The 12169-nt window shown below is 71.0% G+C and carries 11 protein-coding genes; 10 read left to right on the top strand and 1 reads right to left on the bottom strand.

What is annotated here, in order from left to right; all coding sequences use genetic code 11:
- Positions 1 to 4: 4 nt before the first annotated feature.
- From ABD987_RS40515 to ABD987_RS40550, 8 genes are all read left to right on the top strand, one after another.
- Entirely contained in the window at positions 5 to 1561 is a 1557-nt protein-coding gene (locus ABD987_RS40515; RefSeq protein ID WP_345407510.1) for a methylmalonyl-CoA mutase family protein, read from the top strand.
- Entirely contained in the window at positions 1558 to 1959 is a 402-nt protein-coding gene (locus ABD987_RS40520; protein WP_345407513.1) for a cobalamin B12-binding domain-containing protein, read from the top strand. Before ABD987_RS40515 ends, ABD987_RS40520 begins: the two co-directional genes overlap by 4 nt.
- A gap of 389 nt (positions 1960 to 2348) precedes the next feature.
- Positions 2349 to 3707, top strand: a complete 1359-nt coding sequence (locus tag ABD987_RS40525; RefSeq protein ID WP_345407516.1) for an MFS transporter — start codon at positions 2349 to 2351, stop codon at positions 3705 to 3707.
- A 30-nt stretch (positions 3708 to 3737) separates the two neighbouring features.
- Positions 3738 to 4721 (top strand): aldo/keto reductase, encoded by a 984-nt coding sequence (locus ABD987_RS40530; RefSeq protein ID WP_345407549.1) that lies wholly within the window; start codon positions 3738 to 3740, stop codon positions 4719 to 4721.
- 32 nt (positions 4722 to 4753) lie between these two features.
- On the top strand, positions 4754 to 5548 hold the full coding sequence (locus ABD987_RS40535; protein ID WP_345407519.1) for an SDR family NAD(P)-dependent oxidoreductase: 795 nt from the start codon (positions 4754 to 4756) through the stop codon (positions 5546 to 5548).
- Entirely contained in the window at positions 5545 to 6441 is an 897-nt protein-coding gene (locus tag ABD987_RS40540; RefSeq protein ID WP_345407522.1) for a carbon-nitrogen hydrolase family protein, read from the top strand. Before ABD987_RS40535 ends, ABD987_RS40540 begins: the two co-directional genes overlap by 4 nt.
- Positions 6438 to 7808, top strand: a complete 1371-nt coding sequence (locus ABD987_RS40545; RefSeq protein WP_345407525.1) for an amidase — start codon at positions 6438 to 6440, stop codon at positions 7806 to 7808. The genes ABD987_RS40540 and ABD987_RS40545 overlap by 4 nt, the downstream gene beginning before the upstream one ends.
- Positions 7805 to 8626: an LLM class F420-dependent oxidoreductase gene (locus ABD987_RS40550; RefSeq protein ID WP_345407528.1), complete on the top strand. Its 822-nt coding sequence runs from the start codon at positions 7805 to 7807 to the stop codon at positions 8624 to 8626. Before ABD987_RS40545 ends, ABD987_RS40550 begins: the two co-directional genes overlap by 4 nt.
- Before the next feature lie 285 nt (positions 8627 to 8911).
- Here the strand turns inward: ABD987_RS40550 and ABD987_RS40555 are convergent, their stop codons facing one another.
- Positions 8912 to 9937 carry a glycoside hydrolase family 113 protein gene (locus tag ABD987_RS40555; protein WP_345407531.1) on the bottom strand — a complete coding sequence of 342 codons (1026 nt, stop codon included), beginning with the start codon at positions 9935 to 9937 and terminating at the stop codon, positions 8912 to 8914.
- A 98-nt stretch (positions 9938 to 10035) separates the two neighbouring features.
- Here ABD987_RS40555 and ABD987_RS40560 point away from each other — a divergent pair, with 98 nt between their 5' ends.
- Complete coding sequence (locus tag ABD987_RS40560) at positions 10036 to 10701, top strand: TetR/AcrR family transcriptional regulator (RefSeq protein ID WP_345407534.1); 666 nt, start codon at positions 10036 to 10038, stop codon at positions 10699 to 10701.
- 273 nt (positions 10702 to 10974) lie between these two features.
- Positions 10975 to 11682, top strand: coding sequence for a M50 family metallopeptidase (locus ABD987_RS40565; protein WP_345407537.1), 708 nt, complete (start codon positions 10975 to 10977; stop codon positions 11680 to 11682).
- Positions 11683 to 12169 lie beyond the last annotated feature (487 nt).

Raw genomic sequence — 12169 nt, forward strand, 5'->3', positions numbered from 1 at the left:
TCCGGTGCGGTACGAACGCGACGACATCACCACGGCGAACGACGGCGGGGTCCCGGTTCGCGCGCGCTACGAACCGACCACCGCCGAGCCCGCGCTGAAGGCATGGAGTGACAGCAGGCTCGCCGAGCCCGGCCCGTTCCGGCCGCGCTTCATGGTCTACTCCGGCCTCGGCCCGCCCGCGATGACCGCGGAGCGGCTCGCCGTGTTGCAGGACGTCGGCGCGGAGTCCTTCCTGCTGGCCGCCGACCTGCCCTCGCAGCTCGGCTTCGACCCCGACCACGAGCTGGCGCACGCCCAGGTCGGCCGGGCCGGGGTGTCGTGCGCGACGCTCGACGACTTCGCCACGATCTGCTCCCGGCTCGACCTCACCACCGCCGACAGCGTCGGGATGCTGCAGAACTCGCTCGGGCACGTCGCGCTCGGAATGGTCCACAGTGTCCTGTCCGATCGCGACGCGCGGCACGTCAAGCTCGTGATGCAGAACGACCCGCTCAAGGAGTTCACCGCCCGCGGCACCGAGATCCACACCCCCGCGCAGGCGCTGCGGATCGCCGCCGACTGCGTCGCGTTCGCGATCGACGAGGACATGCCCGGCGCGGCGCTCACCGTCTGCTCCAACCACTACGACGTCGCGGGCGCGGGTCCGCTGCTGGCCGTGGCCTTCGCGTTCGGCAACGCTGTCGCTTACCTCGACGAGCTGGTGGCCCGTGGCTACGCGCCCGCCGACGTCGCCGGGAAGCTGATGTTCTTCCTGAACGAGCGCAGCGATCTGTTCGTGGAGGCGTCGGTGTTCCGCACGGCGCGAATTCTCCTGAGCGAGATCCTGCGCGACCGCTACGGCATCCCGGTCGCCGAACAGCCCGTCGCGAAGCTGATGGGCTACGCGCACGGCCTGGAGTCGGCCGAGGAACCGCTGGTCAACATCCCGCGCGTGACGCTGAGCGTACTCGGCTCCATGCTCGGCGGCGTCGACTACCTCTGTGCCACCGGGTACGACGAGGCGCTGCGTATCCCGTCCGCCGACGCCGCCGCGCTCGCGGTGCGCACGATGCAGGTCGTCGCGTACGAGCACGGCGCGTCGGCGACGATCGACCCGCTCGCGGGCAGCGCCAAGCTGCGTGCCGTCGACGAGCACGTGATGAACGAGATCCGGCTCGAACTCGACCGGCTCACCGAGGCGGGCGGACCGCTCGAAGCCATCGAGAACGGCTACATCGCCCGCCGTATCGACGAAAACCGCGGTGCCCGCCAGGAGCAGCTGCGCACCGGAGCACGGCTCATGGTCGGCCACGGCGTGTTCGACGCGAAGGCCCGCGCCGCCTGGTTCGCGGGCCGGAGCGCGGGCGAGATCGACTTCGCCGAGGTGGAGCGGGACGCCGTCGCGCGGATCACCGAACACAAGAACCGTCGTGACGCCGCGCTCGTCGACCGCGCCCTCAAAGCGGTCGAGACCGCGGCCTCGGGCACCGAGAACCTCGTCCGGCCTAGCATCGAGGCACTGCGGGCAGGCGCCACCTCCGCCGAGATCGTCGGCGCCACCCGGGAGGGATTCGCCGGATGAAACGTGTCGTACTGGCCAAACTCGGGCTCGACGGCCACGACGTCGGCGTCCGGCTGATCGGCAAGCTCCTCGCCGACGCCGGGTTCGAGGTCGTGTACCTGGGCAAACGTGTCGCCACGGCGACGATCGTGCAGGTCGCGGTCCAGGAGGACGCCGACGCCGTCGGGCTCAGCTGCCTCAGCGGCGGCCTCGGCCACTTCGCCACGCTCACCGTCGAGGGACTGCGCCGGGCGGGCTCGGACGTCCCCGTGCTCGCCGGCGGCATCGACGAGCCCGCCGAAATCGACCGCATGATGACCGCGGGAGTCCACCGGCACTTCGGGCCCGGCGCGTCGATGACGGAGATCGTGACGGCCTTCGAGGAGGCGACCGCGACGCGGTGCCCCAGCGAGCCGTGACCGCCTTCCGCTGACCTCTTTTCACGGTCCGTGAATGCCACATCGAGGGACTCAGAGTCCTTCAATGTGGCATTCACGGACCTGGGTGGGGCGTGGCTTTCCCGGCGCCAGCATCATTCGGTGTCCCGTACGCGTCGTTTCGCGGCGTGGCACCGATACCAGCCGAAGACCACGTCCCGAACGGCTCCGTTCGGGACGCACACCGGCGTCCGCCCCGCAGCAAGACCACGCCACGTCCCGCCGCTCTCCCCTCTTGACCGGGGTCACCGGGCGGGGTAAACAGTGCATGTCACGTAGTGGTTTATGCGTTTCATTGAACGAAACGGCATGGGGACGAAGCAGCGAGGTTTTGCCCAAGCGGCCGCCGAACGTGACGGAAGGAGCGGGCAATGGAGCCGGCGCAGGATCCGACCCGGGCGCGGTCCGAGGCGAGGTTGGCCAAGGTCGCGGTGACGGCACTCTCGGCCTCGAGCATCGAGAACTACGACTTCTTCATCTACGGCACGGCGGCGGCGCTGGTCTTCCCGCAGCTCTTCTTCCCCGAGCAGACCACGCTGACCAGCGCGCTGCTCAGCTTCGCGACCTTCGCGGTCGGCTTCGTCGCCCGGCCGCTCGGCGGCATGCTCTTCGGCCACATCGGTGACGTGCACGGCCGCAAGACGGCCCTGATCGGCGCGCTGGTCGGCATGGGGCTCGCCTCGACCCTCATCGGCCTGCTCCCGACGCACGCGGTGATCGGGGCCGCGGCACCGACCCTGTTGGTACTGCTGCGTTTCCTGCAGGGCATCGCGGTCGGCGGGCAGCTCGGCGGGGTCGTGCTCCTCGCGATGGAGAACGCCCCGCCGCGACGCCGCGGCTTCTTCTCCAGCTTCGCCCAGGCGGGCGGACCCGGCGGCATCATCCTCGGCAACCTCGCCTTCATCGCGGCCATCCGGTTCACCTCGCCCGGGGCCTTCGAGACGTGGGGCTGGCGCGTTCCCTTCCTCGCCAGCGCGGTACTGATCTGGGTGGCGATCCACCTGCAACTGCGGCTGGAGGACACCGACGCGTTCCGGCGGCTCCAGGCGAAGAAGCCGGTCACGGACCGCTCCCCCGTGCTGCGGGCCTTCCGCGTCCACTACAAGCAGATCGCGCTGGTCGCCGCGGCCTACATCGGCATCAACGTGACCTACTACCTGTTCATGACGTTCGCGGTCTCCTACAGCACGAGCCCCGCGATCCTGGGCCTGTCGAAGGACACCGTGCTGCTCGCCGTGCTCGTCGCGGCGGGCGTGCAGCTGGTGCTGCTCCCGGTCGCCGGCGCGGTCTCGGACCGGGTCGGCAGGCGCGCGATGCTGCTGGCGGGTTCGGGGCTGCTCTGCGTCTTCTCGTTCGCCTTCTGGCCGCTGCTGAACACGAAGTCGACGTTCCTGATCCTGGTGGCGTTCGTCGTCGGCCTCGGCCTGCTGCACACCACGATGTACGGCCCGCAGGGCGCCTTCTTCGCCGAGGCGTTTTCCACCGGGCTCCGGTACTCCGGCGTCTCGCTGGGTGTGCAGCTGGGCGCCGTCATCGGCGGCGCGTGCGCCCCGCTCATCGCCACGTCGCTGTACGCGGCGACCGGGTCCTCGGTCTCCGTGGCCGCCTACATGGCCCTCGTCTGCGCGATCACCTTCGGGGCGGTGCTGTTCATGCCGGAGACACACCTCAAGGACATCGACGAGCCCGCGGTGGCGGCCGAACCCGCCGTCGCGGACGATCCGGCCTGACCCACCACGAAAGGAGAACACCGCATGGCGATGCCAACCCGGCACCTCGGCACGCTCGACGTGGGCGCCCAGGGGCTCGGCTGCATGGGAATGAGCGACTTCTACGGCGCGGGCGACGAGACCGAGTCGATCGCGACCGTGCACCGCGCGCTCGAACTCGGCGTGACGCTCCTGGACACCTCCGACATGTACGGCTACGGCGCCAACGAGGAGCTGGTCGGGCGGGCGATCGCCGGTCGACGCGAAAACGTCGTCCTGGCCACGAAATTCGGCGTCGTCCGCGCGGAAGACGATTCGATGGCGCGTTCGGTGCGCGGGGACGCGGCGTATGTCCGGCAGGCGTGCGACGCGTCCCTGCGCCGCCTCGGCGTGGACCACATCGACCTCTACCAGCAACACCGGGTCGACCCCGCCGTCGCCATCGAGGAGACGGCCGGCGCGCTGGCCGACCTGGTCCAGGCCGGGAAGATAGTCCATATAGGACTGTCGGAGGCGTCGCCGGAGACGATCCGCCGGGCACACGCGGTGCACCCGATCACCTCGGTGCAGTCCGAATGGTCGCTGTGGTCGCGCACGATCGAGGACGGCGTCGTGCCGGTCTGCCGCGAGCTGGGCATCGGGATCATGCCGTATTCGCCGCTGGGCCGGGGCGTGCTCACCGGCCGCTACCGCTCGGCCGACGACTTCGAGGAAGGGGACTTCCGGCGCACGTCACAGCCGCGGTTCGCCCCCGGGAACCTGGAACGCAACCTGGAGTTCGTGCGGGCCCTCGAAGAGCTCGCGCGAACGCGGGGCGTCACGGCCGGCCAGCTCGCGCTGGCGTGGGTGCACAGCCACGGCGACGACGTGGTGCCGATCCCCGGCACGAAGAAGCGGAGCAGGCTGGAGGAGAACGTCGCGGCCGTCGCCATCACGCTGTCCGACGCCGACGTGGCGGCGATCGAACAGGCGGTGCCCGCCGACCGGATCGTCGGTGAGCGGTACTCCCCCGACCGCATGACCTTGCTCGACTGAGTCCCCCGGCAACCGCGTGATGGGTGGGTGAAATGCGTTTCGCAGACCGTGTGGTGATCGTGACCGGCGGCGGTGGCTCCGGCCTCGGCCGCGCCCTGGTCCGCCGGTTCGCCGCCGAGGGCGCCGCCGTGGTGGTGGCCGACCGCGACGAGGCAGCCGCCGAGCAGGCCGCCGCCGAGGTACAAGAGCAAGGCGGACGAGCGAAAGCCGTCCGGACCGACGTCCGGACCGACGAGGACGTCCGCGCGATGGCCGAAGCGGCCAGAACGACCTACGGCCGCATCGACGTCCTGGTCAACAACGCCTTCACGTCCAATCCGGCATCCATTCTCGACACCCGCGTCGAGGACTGGAACCGCGACCTCGACGTCGTGCTGACCGGCGCTTTCCGCTGTTCCCAGCAGGTTCTGCCCACGATGATCGAGCAACGGCGCGGGGTGATCATCAGCGTTTCGTCGGTGAACGCGCACACCCACGTCGGCGCCGCCGCCTACAGCGCGGCGAAGGCGGGAGTGGAGGCGCTGACCCGCACTCTGGCGGTCGAGTTCGCTCCCTTCGGGATCCGGGCGAACGCGCTCGTGCCCGGTACGTTCCGCACCGACGTCTGGCGGGAACGGCAGCAGATCGTCCCGGATCTCCTCGACCGCATCGCGAGCTGGCATCCGCTCGGCCGGGTCGGCGTGCCCGGCGAAATCGCGTCCGCGGCGCTGTTCCTGGCCTCGGACGAGGCGTCGTTCATCACCGGCAGCCTGTTGCCCGTGGACGGCGGGCTGCTGGCGGGCAATCCGCGCTTCGCGCGGGACGTGCACCCGGAGAATGACCGGTGAAGGACGAGGTGCGCGTTTCGCTGGTCCAGTTCGCCTCGACGCCGTTGGACTGCCGGGGCAACGCCGAACGGATGGCGGGGTTCGTCGAGCACGAGGCCGGGGAACACGGCGCCGAACTGGTCGTCTTTCCCGAGCTGAGCACCACCGGCTACGTCCGCTCGGCGCGCGACGACGCCTACGCCGAACGTCTTTACGCGGCGTCGGAGCCCGTGCCGGGCCCGGCCACGGCGGTGCTGGGCGAGGCGGCCCGTCGCGGCGGCGCGTACGTCGTGGCCGGGATGTCGCAACGGCATCCGTACGTACCCGAGGTGTTGTACAACAGCGCCGTGCTGATCAGCCCCTCGGGCGAGGTGCTCGGTGTGCAGCACAAGGTGCACCCGTGCCGCGACGAGAAGGAGTACTACGTCCCCGGCGACGAGATCGCGGTGTTCCCCACCGCGCTCGGCACCCTCGCGCTCAACGTCTGCTACGACGTCCGCTTTCCCGAGATGGCCCGTGTGCAGACCCTCGCGGGCGCCGAGATCGTCGTCTCGCTGTGGGCCTCGGCCGTGCAGCCGGGCAAGGTCCCCTCCGACAGCATCGTTTCGCGCTGCGCGACCAGGGCCATGGAGAACGCCGTGTTCTTCCTCGGCTGCAACAGGACCGGCGCGGACGGGGACCAGCGTTTCTACGGGCGCAGCGCCATCGCGGGGCCCAGCGGCGACGTGCTGGCCCGCTCGGACGACGACCGGGAGGACGCGGTCCGCGCCGTGCTGCGCGGCGCCGATCTCCGGGCGCAGCGCCGTTACCTGACGCTCTTCCGCGACCGCAGGCCCGAGCTGTACGGCCGCGTCGTCGAGCCGCTTTCGCGCCCCACCCCGCCCGTCCTCGGCACGAACCGGGAGCGGGAATGAGCACGTCCGACCTCGCCCAGTGGACGGCCGGACAGCTCGGCGCCGCCTACGCGTCCGGCGACCTCTCGCCGGTGGAAGCGACCTGGGCGGCGTTGCAGGCTGTCGACACCTACCACGACCTTCACGCCTTCGCTCATGTCGATCGCGAAGGCGCGATCGAGCAGGCGACGGCGTCCGAACAGCGCTGGCGCGAAGGACGCGCGCTGGGGCCGCTCGACGGCGTTCCCGCCTCGATCAAGGACCTGTTCCTGACGCGGGGCATGCCGACACTGCGCGGGTCCCGGCGCACCGATCCGAACCAGCCATGGGACACCGACAGCCCCGCGGCGGCCGCGCTGCGCGCGCACGGCCTCGTGCTGCTCGGGAAGACGACAACCTCCGAACTCGGCTGGAAGGGCGTCACGGACAACCTCATCGACGGCGTCACCCGCAACCCCTGGGATCCCACGCTCACCGCGGGCGGGTCGAGCGGCGGCAGCGGCGTGGCGGTCCGGACCGGCATGGGCGCGGTGTCGGTGGCCACCGACGCGGCCGGTTCGGTCCGCATCCCGGCCGCGTTCTGCGGGGTCGTGGGCTTCAAACCGACCCACGGCCGCGTCCCGATGTACCCGCCCAGCGTCCTGGGCACCCTGGCGCACGCCGGGCCGATGGCCCGCTCGGTGGGCGACGTCGCCGCGCTGACGGACATCCTCGCCGCTCCGGACCACCGGGATCCCTCATGGACGCCGTCGATCGGCGAGGCGGTCGACCCCGCCGAGGTACGCGTCGCGTTCTCCCCGGCACTCGGCCGCGCGGACGTGCACCCGGAGATCGCCGCCCTCGTCGCGGAGACGGTCGCCGGGCTGGGCCTGCGCGTCGAGGAGGCCGACCCCGGTTTCTCCGACCCCGCAACGGCATTCGACGTGCTGTGGTCCGTCGGCGTCGCACACGTCGTCCGGCGCTACGGCGGCGAGGCCGCGCTCGACCCGGGCCTGCGAGCCCTGGCCGAACGCGGTGCCCGGTACTCGGCGGCCGACTATCTCGACGCCCAGGGCGAACTCGCGGCGCTCGCCGTCGCCATGGGCGAATTCCACACACGGTTCGACGTCCTCGTCACGCCCACCGTGCCGATCGAGCCTTTCACGGCGGGCCACGACGTGCCCCCGGGCAGCGGGCTGACCGACTGGCCACAATGGACACCGTTCACCTACCCGTTCAACATGTCGCGGCAGCCCGCGCTCAGCGTCCCGGTCGGCCGCACCTCGCGCGGGCTGCCGGTCGGCGTCCAGATCGTCGGGCCCCGGCACCGGGACCCGGTGGTTCTCGCGGTGGGCGCGCTGATCGAACGGACACGGCCCGCGATCCGCTACCCGCAGGAGAACGCATGAAGTTCGGCGTCAACACCTTCGTGACGGACGAGAGCATCCGCCCGGACGTGCTGGGACGGGCCCTCGAAGAACGTGGTTTCGAGGCACTGCTGGTCACGGAGCACTCGCACATCCCGGTGCAGCGGGAAACGCCGTGGTCGGGCGGTGGCGAGCTGCCCCGCGAGTACTACCGCACCCACGATCCGTTCGTCGCGCTCGCCATCGCGTCCACCACGACGACCGCGCTCACCCTCGGCACGGCCGTCGCGCTGCTCGCCCAGCGCGACGTCTTCCAGACCGCCAAGGAGGTCGCGACGCTCGACGTGCTTTCCGGCGGCCGGGTCCTGTTCGGCGTCGGGGCCGGGTGGAACCGCGAGGAGATGCGCAACCACGGCGTCGACCCGGGCCGCCGCGGCGCGCTGCTCAACGAGAAGATCGCCGCGCTCAAGGCGATCTGGACCGGCGACGAGGCCGAGTTCCACGGCGAGCACGTCGACTTCGACCCCGTCTTCTCCTGGCCGAAACCGCTCCAGCGCCCTCATCCGCCGATCGCCGTCGGCGGGGAGAGCCCGGCGGCGCTCGCCCGGCTGGCCCGCCACGGCGACGAATGGCTGCCGCGCGCGAAGACCCCGGTGGCCGAGCTGCGCCGCGTGGCGTCCTGGCTCGCCGAGCAGGGCCGCGCCGACGTCCGCACCACGCTCTGCGGGGCCGCCCCGGAATACGCCGAGGCGGGGGTGGACCGGGTGACCTTCACCCTTCCCCCGCTACCGGAAGCGGAGACACTGCGTTTCCTCGACAAGCTCGCGACGCGCGTCGAGGGTCTCGGCCCGGGGAGCTGACTCAGGGCTGGTTCAGGGCTCGTTCGATCGCGCGGCGGGAAGGCCGGCGAGGGGCTGACGGCGCCGAGCGGGCTGGTCACCGCCGCGCTGCTCACCCACCTGCACCGCGACCACACCGACGCGGCCCGCTCGCGGGCGTGCTGACGCCGGGAGCGCCGGTGCTCCGCCCCGCACCCGGCCCGGCGACAACGTGACCACGCTGCCCGCCGAGCGCGAACCGACCCGGCACCGGCTGACCACCGAACCCACTGCCCGTCGGGGAATGGCTCGACCTCGCCGCCTGAGTCAGCGGCGGTAGTGGTCGGCGACGGCGGCGAACGCGGCCTTGGGCTCCCAGCGCATGTCCGGGTAGGTCCGGCCGTAGCGGTCCTCGAAGACCTTCACGATGCCGGGGCTGGCCAGGTCGAGGTCGTCACGGGGATCGCCGTCGGGCCGGTGGGGATGGGTCTCGAGCGCGAAGAGGAACACGAAAGCGCTGTCGACACCCTCGGCGTCGAAGATCTCCAGCACCTCACGCAGGTAGGTGGCCTGACCGGCCTCGTCACGGACGTAGTCTCCGTTCAGGCGAACCGGGGCGCCCGTGCTTTCGTCGGTCTCGACGATCTCCATGCCACGGGCGCCCCGGTCGGCCGCACCACGGAAGGTGGACGCGCCGAAGCCGGTGATCGCGACCGGTTTTCCTTGCGCGACAAGGGTTCGCACCCCCTCCTGGTACCGGTCGGCCACGTCGGCCGACCGGATCAGTTCGACGGAGACGATGTCGAAAAGCCCCCAGTCGACGCGCTCGAACGGAATGGCCGCGTAGGTGACCCGGCCGTGGAAGTGTTCGCGGACGACCGCCACGGCTCCGCCGAGGAAGTCGCCGAGACGAGCGCTGACTTCGGCGAACCGCTCGGGCAGGCGGTCGGGTTCGCCGAGCAGGCGCCCGAGCCGCTCTTCGAGACTGGCGCCGGGCAGGAACCCGTGGTTCATGAGCGTCAGCTCGACGCCGGTGACGAACACGACCTCGGCTCCCGTCTCGCGAAGCCGTTCGGCCCGCCGGGCGCAGTCGGCGAACAGCGCCAGGATCTCGTCGGGCGTCAGTTCCAGTGGATAGGGCGAGAACCAGACCTCCAGCCCGAGTTCGGCGGCGCAGGTCGCGGCGAGTTCGAGCCGTTCCGGATCGCCGCCGACGATCTGGACGGCGTCGCAGTGCAGGTCGTCGCGGATGATGGTCAGCTCGCGCCTGACCACCGCGGGGTCGAGGCTCTCGCGCGAACTGTCGCCGCCACGCAGGAAGCCGGTGTCGTAGGTCATGCCTCTGGCACGCATGGTCTGGTCCTTTCCGTCGGGAACGCGAGCCAGCATACGAGCAAAACTTGCGTGCACGCAAGTTTGCGTGCACGCAAGTTCTCGGGGATACTGAACAGGTGACGACGGAACCGGCCGGACTGCGCGAACGGAAGAAACAGGCGACCCGCCAGGCGTTACGCGAGGCGGCACTGCGGCTGGCGCTGGAACGCGGGCCGGACAACGTGCGCGTCGACGACATCGCCGAGGCCGCCGGGGTTTCCCCGCGGACCTACAACAACTACTTCTCCAGCCGCGAACAGGCGATCGTCGCCGCCGTCACCGCCGAACGGGAGTCGCGGATCGCCGCGGCGGTGGGCGCCCACCCCGTCGGGACGGGTCTCGCCGACGCCGTCGTCGAGGCGGTCGTCACGCAGTACACCGACCCGGACGAAGACGCGCGCGACGCGCTGCTGCTGATCACCACGCGCCCCGCGCTGCGCGAAGCGTTCGTCGACTCCGCCGCAGCGATCACCCCTCCACTCACCGCGGCCATCGCGGACCGGCTCGGCGCCGCCGACGACCACACCGCTCACGTACTCGCGGCGAGCGTGGCCGCCGCGGTGCACGTCGCGCTCGAACGATGGGCCCGACCGGTCGGGGCGTCCTCCCCGGCGAGCGGGCTCGTCGTGCCGTCCGGGTCGCTGCCCGACCTGCTCCGGTCCGCGCTCGCGCCGCTGCGACCCGCGCTCGACGCCGCCGAGAACCATCGACCACAAGCACCCGAAGAAGACCGGCGGACGTAAGACGGGTTCGGACGACGCGAAACGTCTTGCGCGGTCGGCGAAGCGAAGCCCGGCACCCGTTCTACCGTTCCGGTGTATCACCCGCGATGCGGGCGAAGGCCGCGGTGGATGGTCACCAGCGCGTCCGGGCTCATCATCTCGAATCTCCCCACCGACGCGATCCCCCGGAAAGATCGCGTTTCTCGGTACAAATCGCGTTCACGCCGGTAGCGGCTATGCCCGTCACGCGGGTTGTGGTTGGTTCGGATCATGGAGGCGGGAGGAATCGCGCCGGTGACCGCAGCGGTGGAGCCGGTCCCGGCGTGGCTCGTGGTCGTGGTGACCGGCGTGTTCGCGGCCGGGGTGAGCGTGTCCTCGTTCGTCCGGCTCATGACCGGTTCACGCGGCGTGCTGGTCAACCTGAACGTGCTGGGGACCGTGCTGCACGAAGCCGGGCACGCGGCCGCGGCGTGCGTCACCGGCGGCGGGGTGCTGCAGATCCGGATCACCGGCGCGGAGTCCGGATGGACGTACAGCTGGTACCGAACCTGGCTCTCCGACGTCGTCACCGTCGCGGCGGGCTACGCCGCGCCACCGCTGGCCGGGCTGGGAGCGGCGTCGCTGCTGAGCCGGGGCCGGGCAGGCACCTTGCTGACGATCACCGTGGTGGCCATGGCGCTGATCCTGATCGTCACCCGGGACGTGGTCACCCTCGCCGCGGTCGCGGGCATCGGCGCCGCCGGGTTCGCCGCGGCGTACTGGGGGCCACCGTGGCTGCAGACCTGGCTCGGCTACGTCGTGGCGTGGTTGCTGCTGACCAGCGAGATCGCCGGGCTGGCCACCATCACCGTCTCCCGCCTCCGCGGTACCAACGGGGCCCTGGCCGACGACGCGGAGCAACTGGCCACGAAGACCCACGTGCCCGCGCCGGTGTGGATCGTGGCCTGGTTCGCGCTGATCTGCTGGGCGATCTGGAAAGGCCTCGGGCTGCTGTGGCCGTGAGCGCCCGTCCCTCCAGCACCCTCCCCCGGCACCGGAAACCGCCCCGGACACGCATGCCGGCGCATCAGCTCGACCACCGTGGCGCGTTAACAGCGCGGGGAACACCAGGCATCAACAGATCGGCCGTCCCAGCGGCCAGCGTGACAAGGTACGCGAGCGGCTGACAGCAGCCGAGACCAGGCTTCACCGATTGCAAGCCGCGATCGAGGCGGGCGCCGAACCGGTGGCACTGGTCGACAGCCTCAACCTGGCACAAGCCGACAAGGCAGCCGCCGAGGCGGAGCTAGCGAACATGGCAGAGCCCACCGCACTCGACCGCGCGAGCGTGGAGAAGCTTGCTCGGCTCTACCGCAACGTCCAGCTAGTGTCCTGCGCCAGGAATCCGGTCAAGATATGAGGTGAGGCGGTCGAGGATCTCGTCGGCGTCTTTGGTCCACACGAATGGTGCGGGATTCTCGTTCCAGGTCGTGATCCAGTCGCGGATGTC

Origin of the sequence: Amycolatopsis samaneae, from assembly GCF_039541975.1 — a bacterium.
GTDB lineage: Bacteria > Actinomycetota > Actinomycetes > Mycobacteriales > Pseudonocardiaceae > Amycolatopsis > Amycolatopsis samaneae.